The sequence below is a fragment of the Streptomyces sp. NPDC006326 genome (genome assembly GCF_040612915.1).
In the GTDB taxonomy this organism is placed as follows: domain Bacteria; phylum Actinomycetota; class Actinomycetes; order Streptomycetales; family Streptomycetaceae; genus Streptomyces.
The window spans coordinates 294840-319704 of sequence record NZ_JBEXRC010000001.1; the positions used below are offsets into that span (position 1 = coordinate 294840).

Below are 24865 nucleotides of genomic sequence, written 5' to 3' on the forward strand. Positions count from 1 at the left end.
CGTACGTTGACCATCATCGACAAGACCTCGAACGTCCCCGCGCCGCGCTCGGCGCCGGAGGGGACCCCGCTGCTCGAAGTGCGCGACCTGCACGTCGAGTTCCACACCCGCGACGGCGTCGCCAAGGCCGTCAACGGCGTCTCGTACTCGGTGGACGCCGGCGAGACCCTCGCCGTCCTCGGCGAGTCCGGCTCGGGCAAGTCCGTGACGGCGCAGGCCATCATGGGCATCCTCGACATGCCGCCCGGCAAGATCCCGTCCGGCGAGATCCTCTTCCAGGGCACCGACCTGCTGAAGCTCCCGGCCGAGGAGTACCGCAAGGTCCGCGGCTCGAAGATCGCCATGATCTTCCAGGACGCGCTGTCCTCGCTGAACCCGGTGCACACCGTCGGCGCCCAGCTCGGCGAGATGTTCCGCGTGCACCGCGGGATGTCCAAGAAGGACGCCACGGCCAAGGCCGTCGAGCTCATGGACCGGGTGAAGATCCCCGCCGCCAAGGCGCGCGTGGGCGACTACCCGCACCAGTTCTCCGGCGGTATGCGCCAGCGCATCATGATCGCCATGGCGATGGCCCTGGAGCCGGACCTGATCATCGCCGACGAGCCGACCACGGCCCTCGACGTGACGGTCCAGGCCCAGGTCATGGACCTGCTCGCGGAACTCCAGCGCGAGATGAACATGGGCCTGATCCTGATCACCCACGACCTCGGCGTCGTCGCCGACGTCGCGGACAAGATCGCCGTCATGTACGGCGGCCGGATCGTCGAGACCGCCCCGGTCCACGAGATCTACAGCCGCCCCGCGCACCCGTACACCCGCGGCCTGCTCGACTCGATCCCGCGCCTGGACCAGAAGGGCCAGGAGCTCTACGCGATCAAGGGCCTGCCGCCCAACCTGCTCAACATCCCGTCGGGCTGCGCCTTCAACCCGCGCTGCCCCAAGGCGCAGGACATCTGCCGCACCGACGTGCCGGTCCTGCACCCGGTGACCGAGCAGGACGGCACCGAGCTGCCCGGTCGCGGCAGCGCGTGCCACTTCTGGAAGGAGCAGCTCCATGGCTGAGCTCACCAAGAACGCCCCCGAGCGGGAGCCGATCCTCCAGGTCCGCAACCTGGTCAAGCACTTCCCGCTCACCCAGGGCATCCTGTTCAAGAAGCAGGTCGGCGCGGTCAAGGCGGTCGACGGGGTCTCCTTCGACCTCTACCAGGGCGAGACCCTCGGCATCGTCGGTGAGTCCGGCTGTGGCAAGTCCACCGTCGCCAAGCTGCTGATGAGCCTGGAGAAGGCCACCGCCGGCGAGGTCTTCTACAAGGGCCAGGACATCACCAAGCTGTCGGGCAAGGCCCTCAAGGCCGTCCGCCGCAACATCCAGATGGTGTTCCAGGACCCGTACACCTCGCTGAACCCGCGCATGACCGTCGGCGACATCATCGGCGAGCCGTACGACATCCACCCCGAGGTGGCCCCCAAGGGCGACCGGCGCCGCAAGGTCCAGGAACTCCTGGACGTCGTGGGGCTCAACCCCGAGTACATCAACCGCTACCCGCACCAGTTCTCCGGCGGCCAGCGCCAGCGCATCGGCATCGCCCGCGGCCTCGCGCTCAACCCGGAGATCATCATCTGCGACGAGCCGGTCTCCGCGCTCGACGTGTCGGTGCAGGCGCAGGTCATCAACCTGATGGAGAAGCTCCAGGACGAGTTCAACCTGTCCTACGTCTTCATCGCGCACGACCTGTCGATCGTCCGGCACATCTCGGACCGCGTGGGCGTCATGTACCTGGGCAAGATGGCCGAGATCGGCACCGACGCCGAGATCTACGACCACCCCACCCACCCGTACACCCAGGCGCTGCTCTCCGCCGTCCCGGTCCCGGACCCGGACGCCCGCGAGGGCCGCGAGCGGATCATCCTCACCGGTGACGTCCCGTCCCCGGCCAACCCGCCGTCGGGCTGCCGTTTCCGCACCCGCTGCTGGAAGGCCGTGGACAAGTGCGCCACCGAGGAGCCGCTGCTGGCGGTCCCGGAGCGCTTCAAGGGTCTGAACACCCTGGCCGCGCACGAGTCGGCCTGCCACTTCGCGGAGGAGAAGGCCGTCCTGGCCGTCTGATCCCGCCGGTTCGTCCGAACCTCCGGTCCCCGGTGCCCCACGGCGCCGGGGACCAGGCGTTTTCCGGCCGCGGGCGCGGCGGCGGTCATCCCGCGGGACGCCGGGGGCGTCCCGGCCGGGGATCCGTCCCGCCCTGATCGGGTAATTCCGTTGCGGCCCGGGCGGCGGCGGCCCGACAGTGGGGCCCATGCCCTTCATCGTCCGGCCCGCCGGGCCCGGGGACGCCCCCGACATCTGCGCCCTGCTCAATGCCGTCGACCTGATCGAGATCGGCAGGCCCGAGACAGACCTGGGCACCGTCGAAGCCGACCTCAACCATCCCGGCGTCGACCTCGCCACCGACTCCTGGCTCGCCTTCGAGGACGGCCGGCTCGTCGGCTACGCCCTGGTCTGGGCCGACTCCGGGCCGGGCCGGGCCGACTGCGACCACTACGTGCTGCCCGGGCACCGCCGGGCCGCCCTCACCCTGCTGGAGCGCATGGAGGCCCGGGCCCGCGAGATGGCCGCCGGAGCCGGGCCGGCCGTCCTGCGGCTCCAGCTCAACGTCAAACCCACCCTCGACCTCTCCCTGCTGACCGGCCGCGGCTACCGCACCGTGCGCCGCTACCAGGTGATGACCCGTTCCCTCAGCCCGGCCGCGGACCTTCCGCCCACCCCGCCGCCCGGACTCGTCCTGCGCGACTGCGCCGCCGACCCGGCCGACCGCCGCCGGGCGCACGCCCTGGTGGAGGAGACCTTCGCCGCCCACTTCGGCCATGTGGAGCGGCCGTACGAGCAGTGGCTCGACCACCTGGACGCACGCGCCCTCGACTGGTCGCTGGTGTGGATCGCGAGCCTGCCCGAGCAGGGCGACGTGGCCGTCCTGCTCACCCGCGACGACCGCACCAGCATGGCCTGGCTCAGCCACATCGGCGTACGGGGTGACCTGCGCGGGCAGGGCATCGGCGGCCACCTGCTGCGCCACGGCTTCGCCGCGTACGCCGCCCGCGGCCGCGACACCGTGGGGCTCGGCGTGGACACCCTCAACGAGAGCCGCGCCCTCGCGCTCTACGAGGCGCACGGCATGGGCCTGCACTACGCGGTCGACACCTGGGAGCTGCCTTTGCACTCCCAGGGGTGACAGGGGCGGGACGCGAGGGTGCAATCGGTCCAACCAGGAGTGCGCCGGATCTCTCATGGGGTGACATTGGCCCCTAAGTGAGTCTCGGGAGCCCTAGGAGGCACTCCATGCGCGGAGCCACCCACGCCAAGTGGGCCGCAGGTGCGGTGGCCGTCGCCCTCGTGGCGACGGCCTGCGGCGGCGGGAGCGACAGCGGCGGGGGCGGCGGCGCGGGAATCGTCAGTTCCTCGTGGGGCGACCCGCAGAACCCGCTGGAGCCCGCCAACACCAACGAGGTGCAGGGCGGCAAGGTCCTCGACATGCTCTTCCGCGGCCTCAAGCGGTACGACCCCAAGACCGGCGCGGCCGACAACATGCTCGCCGAGAAGATCGACACGACCGACAGCCAGAACTTCACGATCACCCTGAAGGACGGCTGGACGTTCAGCAACGGCGAGCCGGTCACGGCCCAGTCCTTCGTGGACGCCTGGAACTACGGCGCGGACGTCCGCAACAAGCAGAACAACTCCCCGTTCTTCGCCGACATCGTCGGCTACGCGGACGTGCACCCCACCTCCGGCGAACCCAAGTCCAAGACCATGTCCGGGCTGGTCGTCAAGGACGCCAAGACCTTCACGGTCGCCCTGAAGGCGAAGTTCTCCACCTGGCCCGAGACGCTCGGCTACCAGGCCTTCTCCCCGCTGCCCAAGGCCTTCTTCACCGACCACGCGGGCTGGCTCGCCAAGCCCGTGGGCAACGGCCCGTACACGGTGGACTCGTACACCAAGGGCACCGGGATGAAGCTGCGCAAGTGGGACGGGTACCCGGGCGAGGACAAGGCCCGGAACGGCGGGGTGGACCTCAAGGTCTACACCGACAACAACACCGCCTACACCGACCTGATCTCCGGCAACCTCGACCTCGTCGACGACGTCCCGGCGCAGCAGCTGAAGAACGTCAAGAACGACCTCGGCGACCGGTACATCAACCAGCCCGCGCTCATCATCCAGACCCTCACCTTCCCCCTCTACGACCCGCAGTGGAACAAGGAGGGCATGGAGAAGGTCCGCCGCGGCATCTCCATGGCCATCAACCGCGACGAGATCACCAAGCAGATCTTCCGCGAGACCCGCACCCCCGCCAAGGACTGGACCTCGCCGGCGCTCGGCGAGAAGGGCGGCTTCAACTCCACCCTGTGCGGCGACGCCTGCACCTTCGACCCCGCGGCGGCCAAGAAGCTCATCCAGGAGGGCGGCGGACTGCCCGGCGGCAAGGTCACGCTGACCTCCAACGTGGACACCGGCTCGCACCGCGACTGGATGGACGCCGTCTGCAACAGCATCAACAACGCCATCGGCCAGGGACCGGTCTGCACGGTCAACCCGGTCGGCACCTTCGCGGACTTCCGCAACCAGCAGAGCTCGTACAAGCTGACCGGGCCCTTCCGCTCCGGCTGGCAGGCCGACTACCCGCTCATCCAGAACTTCCTGCAGCCGCTCTACTACACCGGGGCCTCCTCCAACTACGGGAAGTTCAGCGACCCGGACTTCGACAAGCTCGTCGACGAGGCCAACCAGGAGGGCGACGGGGCCAAGGCGATCACCAAGTTCCAGGACGCCGAGAAGATCCTCGCCGCCCAGATGCCGGCCATCCCGCTCTGGTACCAGAACGGCAGCGCCGGCTACGCGGAGCGGCTCTCCGACGTGGCCCTCAACCAGTTCAGCGTGCCGGTCTACAACGAGATCAAGGTCAGCTGACCCTCCTACGGATCGGACCGGGAGCAGTCCATGGGACGTTACGTGATCCGGCGGCTGCTCCAGATGATCCCCGTGTTCATCGGCAGCACGTTCCTGATCTTCTTCATGGTGTACGCGCTCGGCGACCCCGTCGCCGCCCTCTTCGGCGACAAGGCCCCCGACCCCGCCACCGCCGCACGCATCCGCAAGGACCTCTACCTCGACCAGCCGCTGTGGAGGCAGTACCTCCACTACATGGGACAGATCTTCCAGGGCGACTTCGGGACGGCCTTCAACGGCCAGAAGGTCACCGAGCTGATGTCCACGGCCTTCCCCGTCACCCTGCGCCTGACCCTCGTCGCGATCACCATCGAGGTCGTCGTCGGCATCACCCTCGGCGTGATCAGCGGCCTGCGCCGAGGCAGGGCCATCGACACCACCCTGCTCGTGCTCACCCTGATCGTCATCTCCGTGCCGGCCTTCGTGACCGGCTATCTGCTGCAGTTCGTCCTCGGGGTCAAATGGGGCTGGGTCCGACCCACCGTCTCCCCGAGCGCCCCCTTCGACGAGCTGATCCTGCCCGGCGTCGTCCTCGCGCTCGTCTCCCTCGCGTACGTCACCCGGCTCTCGCGCACCTCCATCGCCGAGAACGTCCGCGCCGACTACGTCCGCACCGCCGTCGCCAAAGGGCTGCCGCGCCGCCGGGTCGTCACCCGCCACCTGCTGCGCAACTCGCTCATCCCCGTGGTCACCTTCATCGGCACCGACATCGGCGCCCTGATGGGCGGCGCCATCATCACCGAGCGGATCTTCAACATCCACGGCGTCGGCTACCAGCTCTACCAGGGCATCCTGCGCAACAACTCGCCCACGGTGGTCGGCTTCGTGACCATCCTCGTCATCGTCTTCCTGCTGGCGAACCTGCTCGTCGACCTGCTGTACGCGGTCCTGGACCCGAGGATCCGCTATGCCTGAGCCCTACGACCCGCTCCAGCCCGGGGACCGGGAGGCGATCGCCCCGACGGGGCAGGGGGGAAGCATGGACCTCGCACTGGAGGAGGCCGAGAGCCTGGAGAAGAACCTCGGACCGGCGGGCGGCCCCGGACCCGCCGAGAAGGTCCGCTCCCTGTGGAGCGACGCCTGGCACCAGCTGCGCCGCAACCCCGTCTTCGTCGTCTCGGCGCTGCTGATCCTCTTCCTCGTCGTCATCGCGATCTGGCCGCAGCTCATCGCCGGCGGCGACCCGCTGAAGTGCGACCTGTCCAAGTCCCAGCAGGGCCCCGCCCCCGGCCACCCCTTCGGCTACGACACCCAGGGCTGCGACGTCTACACCCGTACCGTCTACGGCGCCCGCGCCTCCATCACCGTCGGCATCTGCGCCACCGTGGGGGCCGCCCTCCTCGGCTCCGCGCTCGGCGGGCTCGCGGGCTTCTTCGGCGGCTGGGGCGACTCCGTGCTCTCCCGGGTCGCGGACATCTTCTTCGGCATCCCCGTCGTCCTCGGCGGGCTGGTCTTCCTGTCCGTGGTCACCGGCACCACCGTCTGGCCCGTCATCGGCTTCATCGTGCTCCTCGGCTGGCCGCAGGTCGCCCGTATCGCCCGCGGCTCCGTGATCACCGCCAAACAGAACGACTACGTGCAGGCCGCCCGCGCCCTCGGCGCCGGCAACGCCCGGATGCTGCTGCGGCACGTCGCACCCAACGCCGTCGCCCCGGTCATCGTCGTCGCCACCATCGCGCTCGGCACCTACATCGCGCTGGAGGCCACCCTCTCCTTCCTCGGCGTCGGCCTGCGCCCGCCCACCGTCTCCTGGGGCATCGACATCTCCAACGCGGCCCCCCAGATCCGCAACGCCCCGCACATGCTGCTCTACCCGGCGGGCGCGCTGAGCCTGACCGTGCTGGCGTTCATCATGCTCGGCGACGCGGTGCGCGACGCCCTCGACCCCAAACTGCGCTGAGGAGCCCTGCCGCCATGCTGCTCGAAGTGCGCGATCTGCACGTGGAATTCAGGACGCGCGACGGTGTCGCCAAGGCCGTCAACGGCGTGAACTACTCGGTGGACGAGGGCCAGACCCTCGCCGTGCTCGGCGAGTCGGGCTCGGGCAAATCGGTGACCGCACAGGCCGTGATGGGGATCCTCGACATGCCCCCGGGCAGGATCGCGGGCGGCGAGATCCTGTTCAAGGGCAGGAACCTGCTCACCATGAAAGAGGAGGAGCGGCGCAGGATCCGCGGGGCCGAGATGGCGATGATCTTCCAGGACGCCCTGTCCTCGCTGAACCCCGTCCTGAGTGTGGGCGCCCAGCTGGGGGAGATGTACGAGGTCCACCGCGGCATGTCCCGCAAGGACGCCCGGGCGAAGGCCGTCGAGCTGATGGACCGCGTGAAGATCCCGGCGGCCAGGCAGCGCGTGGGGGACTACCCGCACCAGTTCTCCGGCGGCATGCGCCAGCGCATCATGATCGCGATGGCGCTGGCCCTGGAACCCTCCCTGATCATCGCGGACGAGCCGACGACCGCCCTGGACGTCACCGTCCAGGCCCAGGTGATGGACCTGCTCGCCGAGCTCCGGCGCGAGCTCAACATGGGGCTGATCCTGATCACCCACGACCTCGGCGTCGTCGCCGACGTCGCGGACCAGATCGCCGTCATGTACGCCGGCCGGATCGTCGAGTCCGCACCGGTCCACGAGATCTACAAGGCACCCGCCCACCCGTACACGCGGGGCCTGCTGGACTCCATCCCGCGCCTGGACCAGAAGGGCCAGGAGCTGTACGCCATCAAGGGCCTGCCCCCGAACCTCCTCGCCATCCCGCCCGGCTGCGCCTTCAACCCACGCTGCCCGATGGCCCAGCCGGTCTGCCGCACCGACGTGCCGCCGCTGTACGAGGTGACCGGGTCCGCGGTGCCACGGTCGAGCGCCTGCCACTTCTGGAAGGAGTGCCTCCGTGGCTGAAACCATCCTGGAGGTCCGCGACCTGGTCAAGCACTATCCGCTGACCCGGGGCATCCTGTTCAAGAAGCACGTCGGCGCGGTCAAGGCGGTCGACGGCGTTTCCTTCGGCCTCGCCCAGGGGGAGACCCTGGGCATCGTCGGCGAATCGGGCTGCGGTAAGTCCACCGTCGCCAGGATGCTGGTCAACCTGGAACGCCCGACCGCCGGGGCGATCTCGTACAAGGGCGAGGACATCACGCGGCTGTCCGGCAAGGCCCTCAAGGCCGTGCGCCGCAACATCCAGATGGTCTTCCAGGACCCCTACACCTCGCTGAACCCGCGCATGACGGTCGGCGACATCATCGGCGAGCCGTACGAGATCCACCCCGAGGTGGCTCCCAAGGGCGACCGGCGCCGCAAGGTCCAGGAGCTCCTGGACGTGGTCGGCCTCAACCCCGAGTACATCAACCGCTATCCGCACCAGTTCTCCGGCGGCCAGCGCCAGCGCATCGGCATCGCCCGCGGCCTGGCCCTCCGGCCGGAGGTCATCGTCGCGGACGAGCCGGTCTCCGCGCTCGACGTGTCGGTGCAGGCGCAGGTCATCAACCTGCTGGAACGCCTCCAGGCGGAGTTCGACCTCTCGTACGTCTTCATCGCCCACGACCTCTCGATCGTCCGGCACATCTCCGACCGGGTCGGCGTCATGTACCTCGGCCGGGTGGTGGAGATGGGCACCGACACCCAGATCTACGACCACCCCACCCACCCCTACACCCAGGCCCTGCTCTCCGCCGTCCCGGTGCCCGACCCGGAGGCCCGCGCCCACCGGGAGCGGATCATCCTCAGCGGCGACGTCCCCTCACCGGCCGACCCGCCGTCGGGCTGCCCCTTCCGCACCCGCTGCTGGAAGGCCCAGCGCCGCTGCGCCGAGGAAGTCCCGCTCCTCGTGGTGCCGGAGACCTTCCCCTCCGGTCCGGCTGCCCATCCCTCGGCATGCCACTTCGCCGCGGAGAAACAGGTCGTGCCGCCGGCGGGCGAACTGGCGCCGCCGCCCTCGCCGCCGCCCGCCGCGCCGGCAGACCTGACGGAGGAGTAACGGGGACCGCTCATTTCTCGCCACCCGCGTGAATACGCCGCGTGGCGCGATCCGGCAGCCTGCCGTCGGCGGCAACACGGTTTACGTGCAGGCAACTTGACCGTTTCTGCCCCGAGATCTACGGCGGGCAGCCTGATGCCGTGCGGCCGTGCGGGTGCCGACAGCCGGCCGGGGAGGCGTACACGGTCCCCGGCCGGCCTCCCCCGTGACCCTGCGCATGCGCGGCATGCGCCCCCCGTGCTGCCGGAATTCGATCGATGCGCTGGTACGGATAGTTATGATCCGTAGCGCACGGTGGGTATGACTCCGCCGAGCACTGAGTACGAGTACGCGTACCGATGTCCGCTCGACGTGGAGGTGAAACGCCGTGGCACTCTCGATCTCGGCCGTGGTGCTGCTGGCGATCGTCGTCTTCCTGCTGGTCCGCAGGTCGGGCCTGAAGGCGGGACACGCCGTTGTCTGTGTGCTCCTCGGTTTCTACCTGGCGAGTTCGACCATCGCCCCGACCCTGAGCCAGCTCACCACGAACGTGGCCAGCATGATCAGTGGCCTCAAGTTGTAGGCGGGGGCTCGTAGTCTTGGCTCCATGAACGGTCTTCCCGCCCGTCGGCTGCTCCTGGTGCACGCGCACCCGGACGACGAGTCGATCAACAACGGCGTCACCATGGCCAAGTACGCGGCCGAGGGTGCCCACGTCACCCTGGTGACCTGCACCCTCGGCGAGGAGGGTGAGGTCATCCCGCCGGAGCTGGCGCACCTGGCGGCCGACCGCGACGACGCCCTCGGCGCCCACCGCATCGGAGAGCTCGCCGCCGCCATGGCGGAACTGGGCGTCACCGACCACCGGTTCCTCGGCGGCCCCGGCCGCTTCCGGGACTCCGGGATGATGGGGGCCGAGCAGAACCGCCGCCCCGGCTCCTTCTGGTCCGCCGGCGTGGACGAGGCCGCGGCCCACCTCGTCGAGGTGATCCGCGAGCTGCGCCCGCAGGTGCTGGTCACCTACGACCCCGACGGCGGGTACGGGCACCCCGACCACATCCAGGCCCACCGCGTCGCCATGCGCGCGGCGGAGCTCGCCGCCGAGCCCGCGTACCGCCGCGACCTCGGCGATGCGCACGCCATCGAGAAGACCTACTGGAACCGCGTTCCGCGCTCCGTGGTCGAGGAGGGCTTCGCCCGCCTGCGGGCGGCCACCGGGGACAAGCCCCCCTTCCCGGGGCTGGCTTCGCCCGAGGACGTGCCGGGCGTCGTCGACGACGAGCTGATCACCGCGGAGATCGCCGCCGACGAGTCGTTCGTCGCGGCCAAGGCGGCCGCCATGCGCGCCCACGCCACGCAGATCGCCGTGGACGGCCCCTTCTTCGCCCTCTCCAACGACCTGGCGCAGCCGCTGTTCGCCCGCGAGTACTACCAGCTGGTCGCCGGCCGGGCCGGTGCCCCCGCCGGGGAGCGCGAACAGGACCTCTTCGCGGGGGTGCAGGCGTGACCGGAACCCTGACCCCCGGCCGGATCGCCGTCCTGCTCGGGCTGTTGGCCGCGGGGCTGCTGACCGGCGGGGCCGGCTGGCTCGTCGTGGACCTGTGGTTCCCGGGCGGGCTGCTGCTCGCCCTGCTCGCCGTGTCCGGGCTGTTCCTCGGGGGGCGGATCGCCGTCGGGACCGGGCTCGGCGTGGGTGCGGGAGCCCTCGGCTGGTTCCTCGCCTACGTGGTGCTCGGCGTACCGCGCCCCGAGGGGGACTTCCTGCTCGGTTCGTCCGGAATCGGTACGTACGCCTACCTTTTGGGGGGCGCCGTGCTGGCTGTGATCTGCGCCACGCTCCGGAGCCCGTCCGACCGGCCGGTTCCGGCCGCGCGGTCCCATAAGTGACGTGCCGTTGAACTCGGTCGGCGCGTGCGTTCCCGGAGGTTGGGCACGGGCTCGGAGGACCTGCGGAGGGGGCGTGGAGGGGCCCAAGAGGAACCTCGGATTCCCCTAGGTCAGTTGCGTGCGGGCGACGGCCAGTATGGTGGTCGGGCCGCCGAGCTGCCCGCGCACGGTATGACGGGCGGCGGAGCCAACCGGGAGAACCTGCCTTGAGTCGTGAAACCGACAGTTCGTCCTCCGGGCCCCAGGGGCGCGGTGGAGCCGCCCACCCCTCGGGTACGCCGCCGTATGGAACCGGCCAGAACCCGTCCACGGCTGTGGTTCCCCGGCGGGCCGCGGCGACTGCCTCGGAGGAGAACTCTGTGACCTCGAACCCGTCCACGCCCGACACCGACGGACCGAAGACCGAGACCACCCTGACGACCCGGATCCGGATCAACATCCCGGGTTCGCGGCCGATCCCGCCGGTGGTCGTACGCAAGCCGGTGGCCGCCGCCGAGCCGGAGGCCGAGCCCGACACCGCGCCGGCCGCGGCGGAGCCCGCACCGGCCGAGCCGGAGGAGGCGACCAACAACTGGTTCGCCCCCCGCAAGCCGGCCGCCGCGGCGCCCGCACCCGGCCCGGCGCCGTCCGCCGGTCCCGCGCCCGCGCTGCCGACCCGTACCCCGTCCGCCCCCGCGGCGGGCCCCGCGCCCGCGCTGCCGACGCGGACCCCGTCCGCCCCGGCGCCGCTGCCCACCCGCACCCCGGCCCCGCCGTCGGGCCCGGCCGGTCCGCGCCCGGGCGCCCCCGCCGCGGGCTTCGCCCCCGGCGCCCCCGCAGGCCCCGGCGGCCCCACGGGTCCCGGAGGCCCCGCAGGCCCCGGTGCTCCCGGCGCCGCCGGACCGCGTACGGGTGCGCCCGCGGGCCCGGGCTTCGACACGCCCGCCGGGGGCTTCCCGCCCCCGGCCCCGCTCGGCGGCGGCTACCGCCCCGGCGGTCCCGCGGGCTCCCGGCCCGAGCCCCCCTACTCCGACGGCGGACCCTCCACCGAGGCGTTCCCCGCGTACGGCGGCGGCCCCGCGGGCCCCGCCGGCCCGGCCGGTCCCACCGGCGGCCCCGCCCTGGGCAGCGTCCCCGTGGGCGCCCCCCACGCCGACGCGGCACCCCGCTGGCCCGGCCCCGGCCTCGACGACCCGCTGCCCACCCCGGTCCCCGCACCGGGCCCGGGCGCGGCCGGTGCCGAGCGCTCCGCCGCCCGCCCTGCTCCGAGGCCCGCCTCCGCGAAGCCGACCAAGATCAAGCGGGGTCGCTCCCGCCTGGTCGTGATCGGCGGCGGCCTCATCGCCCTCGTCGGCGTCGCGTACGGGGCCGGGCTGCTCCTGAACCACTCCGACGTCCCCAAGGGCACCACCGTGCTCGGCGTCGACATCAGCGGCAGCCGCGACGAGGCCGTCGCCAAGCTCCAGACGGCCTTCGGCAACCGCGCCGCAGCCCCGCTCCAGCTGACCGTCGGCGGCAAGCAGGTGGAGCTCAAGCCGGAGAAGGCCGGCCTGAGCCTGGACAGCCAGACCACCGTCCGCAACGCCGCGGGCAGCGACTACAACCCCGTCACCGTCATCGGCTCCCTCCTCGGCCAGGAACGCGTCGCCGAGCCCGTGATGCCGGTCGACGAGGAGAAGCTCCAAGTCGCCCTCCAGGAGCTGGCGGGCACCGCGGGCACCGCCACCGAGGCCACCATCAAGTTCGACACCGGCAAGCCCGTCGCCGTCCCCGGCAAGGCCGGCACGACCCTCGACGCGGACGCCTCGGCCGACCTGGTCACCAAAGCCTTCCGCACCATGGTCGCCACCGGCAAGGCGGACCCCGTCGAACTCCCCACCACCACCAAGGAGCCGGCGGTCAACCAGGCCGAACTGGACCGGGCGATGAAGGAGTTCGCCGAGCCCGCGATGTCCGGCATCGCCACCGTCAAGGCGGGCAACAAGTCCCTCGCCTTCGGCGCCAAGTCCCTGCCCAAGATCCTCAGCATGCAGGCCGTGGACGGCCACCTGGTCGAGAAGTACGACCTGGAGGCGCTCAAGGCGACCTACGGCAACAGCTTCGACGGCGTCCTGATCATGCGCGGCACCGGCGAGAAGACCCCGGTCACCCCGCAGGACGTGGCCGGGGCGCTGGGCAAGGCGCTGCGCGGCAAGACCCCCGCCGAGCGGACCGCCACCATCGACACCAACGCGAGCTGACGCCCGGCGCCACGCCCGCGGACGAAGCCCCGCCCCCGGTCGGGAGGCGGGGCTTCGCCGTGGTGTCACACCCGTGGCATGACATCCGTCATCCGCTGGTCACGACCGCAGACACTGCCGCGCGCACCCCCGTGCGGGGGATTCTTCCGTCATGACGACGACGACCCCGGCGGTCACCACCGCCGCCCGATCCACCGGACCCGGTGCCGGCCCCGTGGTGAGCTTCCACGACGTGACCAAGAGCTACGGCGCGGTCCGGGCGGTCGACGGCCTCTCCCTCCAGCTCCACCCGGGCGAGACCGTCGCACTGCTCGGCCCCAACGGCGCCGGCAAGTCCTCCACCCTCGACCTGCTGCTCGGCCTGCGCCCCGCAGACTCCGGCACCGTCCGGCTCTTCGGCACCACCCCGCGCGAGGCCATCGCGACCGGCCGGGTCGGCGCGATGCTGCAGAGCGGCGGCCTGATGGAGGAGGTGACCGTACGCGAGGTCGTCGCCCTCGGCTGCGCCCTGCACCCCCGCCCGCACCCCGTCGAGGAGGTGCTCAGCCGCGCCGGCATCGCCGACATCGCGGGCCGGCTCGTCAACAAGCTCTCCGGCGGCCAGGAGCAGCGCGTCCGCTTCGCCCTCGCCACCGCCGGCCACAACGACCTCATCGTCCTCGACGAGCCCACCACCGGCATGGACGTGACCTCCCGCCAGGCCTTCTGGGCCACCATGCGGGAACAGGCCGCCCAGGGCCGCACGGTCCTGTTCGCCACCCACTACCTGGAGGAGGCCGACGCGATCGCCGACCGCGTCCTCGTCCTCAACAAGGGCCGGCTGCTCGCCGACGGCACCGCCGCCGAGATCAAGGCCAAGGCCGGCGCCCGCCGGATCGCCTTCGACCTGCCCGGCGAGGACGTGGACGAGGCCGTGCTGCGCGCCCTCCCGCACCTGACCGGCTACGAACGCCACGGCGACACCGTGCGCCTCCAGTCCGGCGACGCCGACGCGACGGTCCACGCCCTCTACGCCCTCGGCCTCTACCCCCGCAACCTGGAAGTCGCCGGACTGGGCCTGGAACAGGCCTTCATCGCCCTCACCGAGGCCGAGGAGGCCGAGTAACCATGCTGACCACCGGAATGACCAAGCTCATCACGCTGGAGATCAGGCGCGCCCTGCGCAACAAGAAGTACCTGTTCTTCACCGTCCTCTACCCGGCCGCCCTCTTCCTGATGCTCGGCGGCACCCTGGACGGCACCACGAAGGTCATGGGCACCCAACTGACCATGCCCGCCTTCTACATGGTCGCCATGGCCTCCTTCGGCGCCCTGACCGCCGTCCTGGTGGGCAACAGCGAGCGCATCGCCAAGGAGCGCGAGAAGGGCTGGGTCCGCCAGCTGCGGCTGACCGCCCTGCCCGGCCGCGGCTACGTCCTCGCGAAGACGGCCAGCGCCGGGGTGCTGTCCCTGCCCGCGATCCTCGTGGTCTTCGCGGTCGCCGCGGGCGTCAAGGGCGTACGGTTCGACGCCTGGCAGTGGCTCGCCCTGACGGGGTCCATCTGGGCCGGCAGCCTGGTCTTCGCCGCCCTCGGCGTGGCCATCGGCTACCTGGCGAACGGGGACACCGTCCGCCCCGTCACGATGCTGGTCTACTTCGGCCTGTCGATCCTCGGCGGCCTGTGGATGCCCACCGCGAACTTCCCGCAGTGGCTGCAGAACATCTGCGAGTGGCTGCCCACCCGGGCGTACGCGGGCCTCGGCCAGGCCATCGAACTGGGCGGTGCGCCCCACGTGAAGGACGTGGCCACCCTCGCGGTCTATTTCGTAGTGTTCACCGGTGCCGCGGCCTGGCTGTACCGCAAGGACTCGCTGAAGGCCTGACGGCCGCGGGCGCACGGCAGTGACAGTGACCACGGGGGAACGGGAAAGACGGATGGGCATGACGGACGCCTCACGGGGCCTGGCCGTAGGGCGCACGCCGGAGACGCGCGGCCAGAAGGCCGTGAAGGCGCTGTGGATCAGCGTCTGGCTCTTTTACCTCAGCGCGCCCGTCAACGACCTGGTGACCGGCGGCCACAGCACCGGGGCCCGGGTCCTCGGCGGCCTGGGGATGGCGGTCTTCGTCACCTGGTACCTGATCCTGGTCTTCCGCGCGGCCCGGCAGATGCCGGTGCCGCGGGTGCTGCTGTCGGTGGCGGTCCTCTCCGCCCAGGCCATGCTCCTGTCGCTGACGCTGGGCCGCGAATGGCTCGTCCTGTTCGTGTACGTCTCCATCTCCTCCGGCGCCGCGCTGCCCGCCAGGTACTCCCGCTGGACCGTCCTCGGGGCGACCGCCCTGCTGGCGGCCACGGCGTACGCGGTCCCCGACGGCACCGCCTACCTGGCCGGGCTGGTGATCCCGGCCCTCATGGGCGGCTTCGCGATGGCCGGCATCGGCCAGATGATCCGGACCACGATCGAACTGCGCCAGGCGCGGGCCACGGTCGCGCAGCTCGCGGCGAACGAGGAACGCCTGCGGATGGCCCGGGACCTGCACGACCTGCTCGGCCACTCGCTCTCCCTGATCACGCTGAAGAGCGAGCTGGCGGGACGGATGCTGCCCGAGCGGCCGGAGGCCGCGGCCCGGCAGGTGGCGGACATCGAGCGGGTCAGCCGGCAGGCACTGGTGGACGTACGGGAGGCCGTCAGCGGCTACCGGCGGCCGACCCTGCCCGGCGAACTGGCCGGCGCCCGGACCGCGCTGACCGCGGCCGGAGTCCTCGCGGCCCTGCCGTCCGAGGTCCCCGAAGAGCTGCCGGAGGAGACGGAGTCGGCCCTGGCCTGGTCGCTGCGCGAGGCGGTGACCAACGTGGTCCGCCACAGCGGGGCCACCCGCTGCACGGTCACCCTGGAGACCCGCCAGACCCTGGACGGACCGGTGGTGGAACTGACCGTCTCGGACGACGGGACGGGCGGCCAGGCGACCCCGGGCAACGGACTGACGGGCCTGACGGAACGCCTGGAGGCGGTCGGCGGCACCCTCTCGGCCGGTCCCGCCGACCGACGGGGCTTCCGCCTGCTGGCCCGGGCCCCCCTAGGATCGGGATCATGAGCGAACGCCCGATCCGGATCCTCCTGGCCGAGGACCAGTCCATGGTCCGGGAGGCCCTCGCGGCCCTGCTGGGACTGGAGCCGGACATCGAGGTCCTGGCCCAGGTCGCCCGCGGCGACGAGGTGGTGGCGGCGGCCCGCGCCCACGACGTGAACGTCGCCCTGCTGGACATCGAGATGCCGGGCATGACGGGCATAGAGGCGGCGGCGGCCCTGCGCTCCGAGCTCCCCGGCCTGCGGATCGTCATCCTGACCACCTTCGGGCGCCCCGGGTACCTGCGCGGGGCGATGGAGGCGGGGGCGTCGGCCTTCCTGGTCAAGGACGCCCCGGCCGCCCAACTCGCCGACGCGGTGCGCAAGGTCCTCGCGGGCGAGCGGGTCATCGACCCCACGCTGGCGGCGGCGGCCCTCGCGGAGGGCGCGAACCCGCTGACGGACCGGGAGCGGGAGGTCCTGCGGGCGGCGGAGGACGGCGCGACCAACGCCGAACTCGCGGCGCGCCTGCACCTGTCCCAGGGCACGGTCCGCAACTACCTCTCGACCGCGATCCAGAAAATGGCCTCCCGCAACCGGGCGGAGGCCGCCCGCGTGGCCCGGGAAAAGGGCTGGCTCTAGGCGGGTCAGTTCAGGAGGGCGCGGGCCGAGGCGGCCTCGCGGTGGATGCGGAGCGCGGCGTCCGCGTCCACCGCCTCCACCACCTTCGCGTACGCGTCCAGCTCCGAGGCCCCGGCGAGGAACTCCCCGCGCTCCACCAGCAACCGCGCCCGCTCGTAGCGCAGCGAGGCGGCGTGCGACGGCAGCAGCAGGGACAGGTCCACCGCCCACAGTGCGACGGCGGACTGCTCGGGCCGGGTCGCGGCCCACGCCCGGATGTTGTTCAGGATCCGCTGCACGATGTCCAACGTACGGGCCGGCTCCCGCGGCGCCCCGGCCGCCAGCTCCGCCGGGCCCGCCCCGAGGGACGCGCCGCCCGCGAAGGGGTCCGCCACGACTCCCTCCTCCGGGTCACCGAAGCCCACCACGAAGTGCCCCGGCAGCCCCAGCCCGTACACCGGCGCCCCGGCCCGCCGGGCCACCTCCATCCACACCACCGACAGCAGGATCGGCAGCCCGCGCCGCCGCCGCAGCACCTCGTGCAGCAGCGAGGAGGAGAGCCGGTCGTAGTCCGCGGGGGTGCCGTGGAACCCGAGCCGCCCGCCGAGCAGTTCCGCCACCGCCGAGGCCCAGGCCTTCCCGCCGCGCAGCCCGTACGGCAGCATCCCCGCCAGCCGGTCCAGCTCGATCTGGGCCCGGTCCATGGCCCGTTCGTCCAGGTCCGGGTCCGCCTCGGCGGCCAGCAGCAGGCACAGCTGGGCCAGGTCGGGCCGTTCCGAGCGGGCCTCCCGGGCGAATTCCTCACGCCACGCCGAGGTCACGGCGCCGCCCGGTAGTGGTGGTACGCGTGGTGCACGGCGAAGCCCAGCGGCTCGTACAGCGCCAGCGCCCCCGCGTTGTCCGCCTCCACCTGGAGCCACGCCGCCGAGGCGCCCTCCTGCAGCGCCTGCCGCGCCAGCGCCGCCATCACCGCCGTCGCCAGGCCCTCGCGCCGGTGCGCGGGGTCGACCTCGACCGCCGCGAAGCCGGCCCACCGGCCGTCCACCGCCAGCCGTCCGATCGCCCGCCCGGGGACCTGCGCGAACCACACCGAGTCCCCGGCCGCCAGCACCTTCCGCGCCGCCGCCGGATCCTCGACCCGGCCGTAGCGGGCGAGCCACTCCTCGTCGGGGGCGCGGGTCAGCCGAACCGGGGCCACGTCCGCGTCCACGTCCGCGACCGGGGCCAGGGCGGCGATCCGGACCTCCGCCGACACCTCGTTCACCCAGCCCCGGCGCTCCAGCTCGGCGCAGAGCACCTCCTGGGTGCCGGCCGCCCCGGTGGCGGCCTGCACGTACGCCGGCAGGCCCCGTTCCGCGTACCAGGACGTCACTCGCGCGAGTGCTTCGTCGAGCGGCATCCCGGGGTCGCCGAGGGGCAGGACGGAGTTGGCCCGGCGGGTGAATCCGCCCGAGGCCCGCAGGATCCAGTCGCCCAGGGGTTCGCTCTCCAGCGGCTGCCAGGCCCGCGCCCCCGCCCGCGCCAGCTCCTCGAAGGAGGCGGCGGGACCGCGCCGCCGGGCCGGTGCGGGCGGCACGACCTTCCCCGCGACCAGGGAGGATTCCGGGATGCGGACGGATTCGCCGTTCTTTCGTGTGATCGTCAGCACACCCTGGTCCCAGGATGTGAGAACCCCTACCGTGTCGGTGAACGCCGGCGACCCGCTCGTCCCGTTCTCCACCCGTCGTACGGATACTCGTTTACCCACGTCAGCGCGGGTAATACGGATCTCCAGCAGTCCACCGGCAGTGAATTCCACAGCTCTGTCCGCCCCTCCTGTTCGGATCGTGCCCGGGAACGGAGATACTAGGCGTGGGCATCGACGACGCCGCGCTCCCGCGCGATATGGAAAGCCCTACCGAGGAGGAACGAGAGCGTGACCTACGTCATCGCGGAGCCTTGTGTCGACGTCAAGGACAAGGCATGCATCGAAGAGTGCCCCGTCGACTGCATCTACGAGGGCCAGCGGTCCTTGTACATCCACCCGGACGAATGCGTCGACTGTGGTGCCTGTGAGCCGGTCTGCCCGGTCGAGGCCATCTTCTACGAGGACGACACTCCGGAGGAGTGGAAGGACTACTACAAGGCGAACGTCGAGTTCTTCGACGAGCTCGGTTCGCCCGGCGGTGCTTCCAAGCTGGGCCTGATCGAGCGCGATCACCCCTTCATCGCCGCACTGCCGCCCATGGGCGAGGGCCACTGACGGTCACCGCCCCCGGCGGAAGGTGTGCCTCGGTCCCGTACGGCCTTGTGCCGGGCGGGACCGAGCCGTTTCCGCAGTCCCCGTACGAGCAGAGAGCAGAGAGCACCGTGGCCGCCGTATCCGCACGTCTTCCCGCGTTCCCCTGGGACAAGCTGCAGCCGTACAAGGCGACGGCGGCGGCCCACCCCGACGGCATCGTCGACCTGTCGGTCGGCACGCCCGTCGACCCGGTACCGCAGCTGGTCCAGGAGGCCCTGGTCGCGGCCGCCGACTCGCCGGGCTACCCCACGGTGTGGGGCACGCCCGCCCTGCGCGACGCCATCACCGGCTGGCTGCGCGGCCGCCTCGGCGCGAGCGCCGCCGGACACCGCAACGTCCTGCCGGTCGTCGGCTCGAAGGAACTGGTGGCCTGGCTGCCGACCCAGCTGGGCCTGGGCGCCGGCGACAAGGTCGCCTACCCGCGGCTCGCCTACCCCACCTACGAGGTCGGCGCGCGGCTGTGCGGTGCCGAGGCCGTCGTCTACGACACCGAGACATTTGCGAGTGACCCCGCGGGGACGGAGCTGGACCCGGCCGGCGTGAAGCTGCTGTGGCTCAACTCCCCCTCCAACCCCACCGGGAAGGTCATCCCGAAGGAGGAGCTGGTCCGGATCGTCGCCTGGGCGCGCGAGCACGGCATCCTGCTCTTCAGCGACGAGTGCTACCTGGAGCTGGGCTGGGAGGCCGAGCCCGTCTCCGTCCTCCACGACGACGTGTGCGGCGGCTCCTACGAGGGCATCGTGGCCGTCCACTCCCTTTCCAAGCGCTCCAACCTGGCCGGCTACCGGGCCGCGTTCATCGCGGGCGACGCGGACGTGCTCGGCGAGCTGCTGGAGATCCGCAAGCACGGCGGCATGATGACCCCGGCCCCCGTGCAGGCGGCCACGGTCGCGGCGCTCGGCGACGACGTGCACGTCGAGGAGCAGCGCGGGCGCTACGCCGCCCGGCGCGAGGCGCTGCGGGCGGCCCTGGAGGCCCACGGCTTCCGGATCGAGCACAGCGAGGCCAGCCTCTACCTGTGGGTCACCCGGGACGAGCCCTGCTGGGACACGGTCGCCCACCTCGCCGAACTGGGCATCCTGGTCGCTCCGGGCGACTTCTACGGAGAGGCGGGCGCGCGCTTCGTACGGGTCGCCTTCACGGCGACCGACGAACGGGTCGAGGCGGCGGTCAAGCGCCTCTCCTGAGCGGAGCGGACAGCCCGAGGGGGCCGGGAGCAGCTGCTCCCGGCCCCCTCGGCCGTCGTGCGGGGCGGGCGGATCAGCCGCCGAGGACCGGCAGGCCGCCGGGCAGCGGCAGGCCCTGGGTGGGAACGGCACCGGTCACGGTGTCGGTCGCCACCGCGTCGGTCGGCAGCCCCTTCGCCGGCAGTCCGCCGAGCAGGGAGCCCGCGGTGTCGGCGACCTCGCCGGGGGCGCCCGGCAGGGTCTTGGCGGCGGTGTCCGTGGCCGTCGCGGCGGCGGCCTCACCGGTGCCGACGGCCTCGCTCGCGGCGCCCGTGGCCTGTGCGGTGTCCGGGCTGGTGAGGGCGCCCAGCTGCGGCACGGACTCCAGGCCCGCGGCGCTGGCCGCGCCGGCCGCACCGACCACGGGAGCGGCCCCGGCTGCGAGGAGCAGCGCGGTACGGGCGATCCGGCGGGTCAGGGGGAGGGACATGTTGCTCCTAAGCGGTAGCGGCTGAGTACGCCGGTACAACCGCCGGGGGGCGGGGATGAGTTGCGCAGGCCACGGGTAAAGGATCGGTAACGCATCGTTTAATCGGCTTCCGCGACAAGCCCATTGATTGCGCCTCCACCCGCTCCCACCAGGGGTTTGGTGCTTTCCGGAGCCGATCGGCCCGCCCGTCGGACCACCCCCGCACGGGCGACGCCTCGCACGGGTGGGCGATCGGGTCAGCGGGCCACGAAGATCCGCACCTCGTCGTACTCCGCGTTGTGCGGGTCCCCGTCGCCGGACTTCGCGCCGCGGCCGCCCTTCTGCTGCCACTGGCCCTTCGCCTCGCCGGCTATCCACCCCCGCCAGGCGTACGACACCCGGGCGATGTTCATCCCCCGCGCGTTGGCCACGGCCCAGCCCGCCATCGCCCGGCTGCCGCGGGCCGCCCGCTCGCCGCCGTCCCGCTTCTCCACCAGGGTGACCTCGGCCTCCTTGACGGGCCGGCCGGCCGCCGCCCCGGCGGTGGGCTCCTTGGGCGCCGTGTGCAGCCCGTCCTTGCCGAAGATCCGGTTCAGCTCCGCCCGCACCTTCTCCGGATCGCCGGGCCCCGTGGGCGCGGGGCCGCCGCAGGACAGTTCGCCGTCGCCCGCGAGGGCGCCCGTCACCACGGCCGCGTCCGGCTCGTGCTTCGCGTACGCCTGGGGGAAGCCGCTGAGCTGCACCTGCTGCGCGGCCTCGGTCAGCGGGAGCCGCGCCCAGCCCTTCACCTCGACCAGCCGCTCGTAGAAGATCCCGGCCGAGTACACCGGGTCCATGATCTGCTGCGGGGTGCCCCAGCCCTGCGAGGGCCGCTGCTGGAACAGGCCGAGCGAATCCCGGTCGCCGTGGTCGAGGTTGCGCAGCGCCGACTCCTGCATGGCCGTCGCCAGCGCGATGGTCACGGCCCGGTCCGGCAGCCCCTTGGCCACCCCGACGGCCGCTATCGTCGCCGCGTTCGCCGCCTGCTCCGGGGACATGTCGTAGGAGTCCCGCGGCCCCACCCGCGCCGTGCAGTGCGGGGCGCCGCCCCCGCCGACCGTCGAGTCGTACTGCACGGCGAAGTAGCCGATCAGGGCGAACAGGACCAGCAGGCCGGCCGCCGTGCGCAGGGGCCGGCGGCGGCGGGGCCGGGGGCGGGGAAGATCGCTCTGGGACACGCCGCCCACCGTACTTGAGCCGGGTGACGCGTCCACCGTCCGGACGTGGGGAGGTTCGGCGCAGCCCGGGGCGTTAGGGTCAGAGGCATGTCCGTATCCGAGCTGGACCTCACCCTGGACGCCGCCGAGCTGACCGCCCGGCTCGTCGACATTCCGTCCGTGAGCGGCGACGAGAAGGTCCTCGCCGACCTGGTGGAGCAGGCGCTGCGCGCCCTCCCCCACCTCACGGTGGACCGCCACGGCAACAACGTCGTGGCCCGTACGCAGCTCGGCCGCGCCGAGCGCGTCGTCCTGGCCGGGCACCTCGACACCGTGCCGATCGCCGACAACGTCCCGTCCCGCCTCGACGAGAACGACGTCCTGTGGGGCTGCGGCACCACCGACATGAAGTCCGGCGTGGCCGTACAGCTGCGCATCGCCGCGACCGTGCCCGAGCCGAACCGCGACCTCACCTTCGTCTTCTACGACCAGGAGGAGGTCGCCGCCGACCTCAACGGTCTCGGCAAGGTCGCCGCCGCCCACCCCGACTGGCTCACCGGCGACTTCGCGGTGCTGCTGGAGCCGTCCAACGGCGAGGTCGAGGGCGGCTGCCAGGGCACGCTGCGGGTCCTGCTCCGCACGGCCGGCGAGCGCGCCCACTCCGCCCGCAGCTGGATGGGCTCCAACGCGATCCACGCGGCGAGCCCCATCCTGGCCAGGCTGGCGGCGTACGAGCCGCGCAAGCCCGTCATCGACGGCCTGGAGTACCACGAGGGCCTCAACGCGGTCCGCATCGAGGGCGGCGTCGCCAACAACGTCATCCCCGACGCGTGCACGGTGACGGTGAACTTCCGCTACGCCCCCGACCGCTCCGAGGCCGAGGCCATCGCCCACGTCCGCGAGGTCTTCGCGGACTGCGGTGTCGCCGAGTTCGTCGTCGACGACTCCTCCGGCGGGGCCCTTCCCGGGCTCTCCCACCCGGCGGCGGCGGCCTTCATGGAGTCGGTCGGCGGCCGGGCCATGCCCAAGTTCGGCTGGACCGACGTGTCCCGCTTCAGCGCGCTCGGCATCCCGGCGGTCAACTACGGCCCGGGCGACGCCCTGCTGGCGCACAAGGTGGACGAGCGGGTCGAGACCAAGGCGATCCTGCACTGCGAGGAACGACTCCGCGCCTGGCTGACCTCCTGAATTCCGCTCCCGGTCACCTTCGTGCGCCTACCCTGATCCAACGATCAGCAGGAGGGAGCACATCATGGGCAACCACCGCAATTCCGACGGGTTCGCTCGTCGCCGGCCCGAGGAGCAGCAGCTCGGGCCGGTGCTGCGCCGGCGGGGCCAGGTGCAGGCGGGCAGTACGACGGACCAGCGGCTGCTGGACTCGGCCGGGCCCTCCGAGTGGGTGCACACCGATCCCTGGCGGGTCCTGCGGATCCAGTCGGAGTTCATCGAGGGCTTCGGCACGCTGGCGGAGCTGCCGCCGGCGATCAGTGTGTTCGGCTCGGCCCGCACCCCGGCGGGCACGCCGGAGTACGAGGCCGGGGAGCGCATCGGCAGCGCCCTCGTCGAGGCCGGCTTCGCGGTGATCACGGGCGGCGGCCCGGGTGCGATGGAGGCCGCCAACAAGGGGGCCCGGGAGGCGAACGGGATCTCGGTCGGACTCGGGATCGAGCTGCCCTTCGAGCAGGGGCTCAACCCGCACGTGGACCTCGGGCTGAACTTCCGGTACTTCTTCGTCCGCAAGACGATGTTCGTGAAGTACAGCCAGGGCTTCGTCGTCCTGCCGGGCGGACTCGGCACGCTGGACGAGCTGTTCGAGGCCCTGACGCTGGTCCAGACCCGGAAGATCACCCGCTTCCCGATCGTGCTGTTCGGCACCGAGTACTGGGGCGGGCTGGTCGACTGGCTGAGGAACACCGTGATCGCCCAGGGCAAGGCGTCCGAGTACGACCTGATGCTCTTCCACGTCACGGACGACGTGGAGGAGGCGGTGACGCTGGTCAGCAAGGAGGTCGGCGAGGGCACCGGCGAACGCGCCGCCCTGGCCGCCACCGAGGAGGCGGCCCGGGAAGCCGGCGACTGATTCCCGTCGCCGGCCGGCCCCGGCGGACGCGTCAGGCCAGCCCCCGGCGGGCGACCGCCGGGGGCCGGTGGCCCTGGATGGACGCCACCATGTCGAGGACCTGCTTCGTCTCGGCGACCTCGTGGACGCGGTAGACCTGCGCGCCGAGCCAGGCCGAGACGGCCGTCGTGGCCAGGGTGCCCAGCAGGCGTTCCTTGACGGGCCGGTCCAGGGTCTCGCCCACGAAGTCCTTGTTGGACAGGGACACCAGCACCGGCCAGCCCGTCCCGGCCATCTCGGCCAGGCGGCGGGTCGCCTCCAGGGAATGGCGGGTGTTCTTCCCGAAGTCGTGCCCCGGGTCGATCATGATCGACTCCCGGGGGACCCCCAGCGCCGCCGCCCGCTCGGCCAGCCCGACGGTGACCCGCAGGATGTCCGCCATCACATCCTCGTACGCCGTCCGGTGCGGGCGGGTGCGCGGCAGGGCCCCGCCGGCGTGCGTGCACACCAGCCCGGCCCCGTGGCGCGCGGCCACCTCCGCCAGTTTCGGGTCCACCCCGCCCCAGGCGTCGTTGAGGAGATCCGCCCCGGCCTCGCAGACGGCCTCGCCGACCTCGTGCCGCCAGGTGTCCACGCTGATCACCACGTCGGGGTGGCGGCGCCGTACCTCCGCCACGAAGCCCACCGTGCGCCGCGCCTCCTCGGCCGCGTCCACGTGCTCGCCCGGGCCCGCCTTGACCCCGCCGATGTCGATGATCGCGGCGCCTTCGGCAACGGCCTGCTCGACCCGCTCCAGGGCGGGCTCGTCGCGGAACGTCGCGCCCTGGTCGTAGAAGGAGTCCGGCGTCCGGTTCACGATGGCCATGATCACCGGCTCGTGGGTGCCGAACTCGCGCCTGCCCAGTCGCAGCATTCCGTTCTTTCCTCCTCCGGCGGCCCTCGCGCCTCGCCTGCGACCTTAACCTGGT

General features: G+C 72.2%; 25 protein-coding genes. 20 read left to right on the forward strand and 5 right to left on the reverse strand.

The genetic code is table 11. The features are described from left to right. Positions 1-6: 6 nt before the first annotated feature. From ABZ128_RS01390 to ABZ128_RS01465, 16 genes are all read left to right on the forward strand, one after another. Positions 7-1062, forward strand: coding sequence for an ABC transporter ATP-binding protein (locus tag ABZ128_RS01390; RefSeq protein WP_356845400.1), 1056 nt, complete (start codon positions 7-9; stop codon positions 1060-1062). Next, complete coding sequence (locus ABZ128_RS01395; RefSeq protein WP_356845401.1) at positions 1055-2107, forward strand: dipeptide ABC transporter ATP-binding protein; 1053 nt, start codon at positions 1055-1057, stop codon at positions 2105-2107. Before ABZ128_RS01390 ends, ABZ128_RS01395 begins: the two co-directional genes overlap by 8 nt. A gap of 187 nt (positions 2108-2294) precedes the next feature. Next, entirely contained in the window at positions 2295-3227 is a 933-nt protein-coding gene (locus tag ABZ128_RS01400) for a GNAT family N-acetyltransferase (RefSeq protein WP_356845402.1), read from the forward strand. Between the two features lie 107 nt (positions 3228-3334). Further along, a complete protein-coding gene (locus ABZ128_RS01405; RefSeq protein ID WP_356845403.1) occupies positions 3335-4963 on the forward strand; it encodes an ABC transporter substrate-binding protein in 1629 nt (542 codons plus the stop codon). Between the two features lie 30 nt (positions 4964-4993). After that, positions 4994-5917, forward strand: a complete 924-nt coding sequence (locus tag ABZ128_RS01410) for an ABC transporter permease (RefSeq protein WP_356845404.1) — start codon at positions 4994-4996, stop codon at positions 5915-5917. Continuing rightward, positions 5910-6902, forward strand: a complete 993-nt coding sequence (locus ABZ128_RS01415; RefSeq protein WP_356845405.1) for an ABC transporter permease — start codon at positions 5910-5912, stop codon at positions 6900-6902. Before ABZ128_RS01410 ends, ABZ128_RS01415 begins: the two co-directional genes overlap by 8 nt. Positions 6903-6916: 14 nt before the next feature. Beyond that, the gene (locus ABZ128_RS01420; RefSeq protein ID WP_356845406.1) at positions 6917-7900 is read left to right on the forward strand and encodes an ABC transporter ATP-binding protein; all 984 of its coding nucleotides are present in this window, start codon (positions 6917-6919) and stop codon (positions 7898-7900) included. Beyond that, the gene (locus tag ABZ128_RS01425; protein ID WP_356845407.1) at positions 7893-8975 is read left to right on the forward strand and encodes a dipeptide ABC transporter ATP-binding protein; all 1083 of its coding nucleotides are present in this window, start codon (positions 7893-7895) and stop codon (positions 8973-8975) included. Before ABZ128_RS01420 ends, ABZ128_RS01425 begins: the two co-directional genes overlap by 8 nt. A gap of 367 nt (positions 8976-9342) precedes the next feature. After that, the gene (locus tag ABZ128_RS01430) at positions 9343-9537 is read left to right on the forward strand and encodes a hypothetical protein (protein WP_030291103.1); all 195 of its coding nucleotides are present in this window, start codon (positions 9343-9345) and stop codon (positions 9535-9537) included. A gap of 24 nt (positions 9538-9561) precedes the next feature. Further along, on the forward strand, positions 9562-10461 hold the full coding sequence (gene mshB, locus ABZ128_RS01435) for an N-acetyl-1-D-myo-inositol-2-amino-2-deoxy-alpha-D-glucopyranoside deacetylase (protein WP_356845408.1): 900 nt from the start codon (positions 9562-9564) through the stop codon (positions 10459-10461). Then, positions 10458-10841, forward strand: a complete 384-nt coding sequence (locus tag ABZ128_RS01440; protein WP_356845409.1) for a DUF6113 family protein — start codon at positions 10458-10460, stop codon at positions 10839-10841. The genes mshB and ABZ128_RS01440 overlap by 4 nt, the downstream gene beginning before the upstream one ends. Positions 10842-11200: 359 nt before the next feature. Beyond that, a complete protein-coding gene (locus ABZ128_RS01445) occupies positions 11201-13060 on the forward strand; it encodes a peptidoglycan binding domain-containing protein (protein WP_356845410.1) in 1860 nt (619 codons plus the stop codon). 151 nt (positions 13061-13211) lie between these two features. Next, entirely contained in the window at positions 13212-14165 is a 954-nt protein-coding gene (locus ABZ128_RS01450; protein ID WP_356845411.1) for an ABC transporter ATP-binding protein, read from the forward strand. 17 nt (positions 14166-14182) lie between these two features. After that, positions 14183-14923, forward strand: a complete 741-nt coding sequence (locus tag ABZ128_RS01455) for an ABC transporter permease (protein ID WP_356845466.1) — start codon at positions 14183-14185, stop codon at positions 14921-14923. 52 nt (positions 14924-14975) lie between these two features. Continuing rightward, entirely contained in the window at positions 14976-16133 is a 1158-nt protein-coding gene (locus ABZ128_RS01460; RefSeq protein WP_356845412.1) for a sensor histidine kinase, read from the forward strand. Continuing rightward, positions 16130-16747 (forward strand): response regulator transcription factor, encoded by a 618-nt coding sequence (locus ABZ128_RS01465; RefSeq protein ID WP_356845413.1) that lies wholly within the window; start codon positions 16130-16132, stop codon positions 16745-16747. The genes ABZ128_RS01460 and ABZ128_RS01465 overlap by 4 nt, the downstream gene beginning before the upstream one ends. A gap of 5 nt (positions 16748-16752) precedes the next feature. On the opposite strand, the gene ABZ128_RS01470 is transcribed toward ABZ128_RS01465, so the two are convergent. Together ABZ128_RS01470 and ABZ128_RS01475 are read right to left on the reverse strand one after the other, a co-directional pair. Then, a complete protein-coding gene (locus tag ABZ128_RS01470; RefSeq protein ID WP_356845414.1) occupies positions 16753-17547 on the reverse strand; it encodes a transglutaminase-like domain-containing protein in 795 nt (264 codons plus the stop codon). Then, complete coding sequence (locus ABZ128_RS01475) at positions 17544-18524, reverse strand: GNAT family N-acetyltransferase (RefSeq protein ID WP_356845415.1); 981 nt, start codon at positions 18522-18524, stop codon at positions 17544-17546. Before ABZ128_RS01475 ends, ABZ128_RS01470 begins: the two co-directional genes overlap by 4 nt. 117 nt (positions 18525-18641) lie before the next feature. Between ABZ128_RS01475 and fdxA the strand changes: the two genes are divergently transcribed. Then, entirely contained in the window at positions 18642-18968 is a 327-nt protein-coding gene (gene fdxA / locus ABZ128_RS01480) for a ferredoxin (protein ID WP_030291119.1), read from the forward strand. Between the two features lie 107 nt (positions 18969-19075). Continuing rightward, complete coding sequence (dapC, locus tag ABZ128_RS01485; protein ID WP_356845416.1) at positions 19076-20194, forward strand: succinyldiaminopimelate transaminase; 1119 nt, start codon at positions 19076-19078, stop codon at positions 20192-20194. A 73-nt stretch (positions 20195-20267) separates the two neighbouring features. Here the strand turns inward: dapC and ABZ128_RS01490 are convergent, their stop codons facing one another. After that, positions 20268-20663 carry an ATP-binding protein gene (locus tag ABZ128_RS01490; protein WP_356845417.1) on the reverse strand — a complete coding sequence of 132 codons (396 nt, stop codon included), beginning with the start codon at positions 20661-20663 and terminating at the stop codon, positions 20268-20270. A 236-nt stretch (positions 20664-20899) separates the two neighbouring features. Next, a complete protein-coding gene (locus ABZ128_RS01495; RefSeq protein ID WP_356845418.1) occupies positions 20900-21859 on the reverse strand; it encodes a hypothetical protein in 960 nt (319 codons plus the stop codon). Between the two features lie 87 nt (positions 21860-21946). Here ABZ128_RS01495 and dapE point away from each other — a divergent pair, with 87 nt between their 5' ends. Together dapE and ABZ128_RS01505 are read left to right on the forward strand one after the other, a co-directional pair. Further along, positions 21947-23026 carry a succinyl-diaminopimelate desuccinylase gene (gene dapE / locus ABZ128_RS01500; RefSeq protein ID WP_356845419.1) on the forward strand — a complete coding sequence of 360 codons (1080 nt, stop codon included), beginning with the start codon at positions 21947-21949 and terminating at the stop codon, positions 23024-23026. A gap of 64 nt (positions 23027-23090) precedes the next feature. Further along, the gene (locus tag ABZ128_RS01505; protein WP_356845420.1) at positions 23091-23918 is read left to right on the forward strand and encodes a TIGR00730 family Rossman fold protein; all 828 of its coding nucleotides are present in this window, start codon (positions 23091-23093) and stop codon (positions 23916-23918) included. A 31-nt stretch (positions 23919-23949) separates the two neighbouring features. Here ABZ128_RS01505 and folP read toward each other — a convergent pair whose 3' ends face one another. Continuing rightward, a complete protein-coding gene (folP, locus tag ABZ128_RS01510; protein ID WP_356845421.1) occupies positions 23950-24810 on the reverse strand; it encodes a dihydropteroate synthase in 861 nt (286 codons plus the stop codon). Positions 24811-24865 lie beyond the last annotated feature (55 nt).

Excerpts from the sequence above, each read along its gene's own strand:
- folP (WP_356845421.1), bottom strand. The coding sequence starts at position 24,810 with ATGCTGCGACTGGGCAGGCGCGAGTTCGGCACCCACGAGCCGGTGATC.
- ABZ128_RS01420 (WP_356845406.1), top strand. The coding sequence starts at position 6,917 with ATGCTGCTCGAAGTGCGCGATCTGCACGTGGAATTCAGGACGCGCGAC.
- ABZ128_RS01405 (WP_356845403.1), top strand. The coding sequence starts at position 3,335 with ATGCGCGGAGCCACCCACGCCAAGTGGGCCGCAGGTGCGGTGGCCGTC.
- ABZ128_RS01450 (WP_356845411.1), top strand. The coding sequence starts at position 13,212 with ATGACGACGACGACCCCGGCGGTCACCACCGCCGCCCGATCCACCGGA.
- ABZ128_RS01505 (WP_356845420.1), top strand. The coding sequence starts at position 23,091 with ATGGGCAACCACCGCAATTCCGACGGGTTCGCTCGTCGCCGGCCCGAG.
- ABZ128_RS01400 (WP_356845402.1), top strand. The coding sequence starts at position 2,295 with ATGCCCTTCATCGTCCGGCCCGCCGGGCCCGGGGACGCCCCCGACATC.
- dapE (WP_356845419.1), top strand. The coding sequence starts at position 21,947 with ATGTCCGTATCCGAGCTGGACCTCACCCTGGACGCCGCCGAGCTGACC.
- ABZ128_RS01410 (WP_356845404.1), top strand. The coding sequence starts at position 4,994 with ATGGGACGTTACGTGATCCGGCGGCTGCTCCAGATGATCCCCGTGTTC.
- ABZ128_RS01415 (WP_356845405.1), top strand. The coding sequence starts at position 5,910 with ATGCCTGAGCCCTACGACCCGCTCCAGCCCGGGGACCGGGAGGCGATC.
- ABZ128_RS01395 (WP_356845401.1), top strand. The coding sequence starts at position 1,055 with ATGGCTGAGCTCACCAAGAACGCCCCCGAGCGGGAGCCGATCCTCCAG.
- ABZ128_RS01455 (WP_356845466.1), top strand. The coding sequence starts at position 14,183 with ATGACCAAGCTCATCACGCTGGAGATCAGGCGCGCCCTGCGCAACAAG.
- mshB (WP_356845408.1), top strand. The coding sequence starts at position 9,562 with ATGAACGGTCTTCCCGCCCGTCGGCTGCTCCTGGTGCACGCGCACCCG.
- ABZ128_RS01465 (WP_356845413.1), top strand. The coding sequence starts at position 16,130 with ATGAGCGAACGCCCGATCCGGATCCTCCTGGCCGAGGACCAGTCCATG.
- ABZ128_RS01490 (WP_356845417.1), bottom strand. The coding sequence starts at position 20,663 with ATGTCCCTCCCCCTGACCCGCCGGATCGCCCGTACCGCGCTGCTCCTC.
- ABZ128_RS01460 (WP_356845412.1), top strand. The coding sequence starts at position 14,976 with ATGGGCATGACGGACGCCTCACGGGGCCTGGCCGTAGGGCGCACGCCG.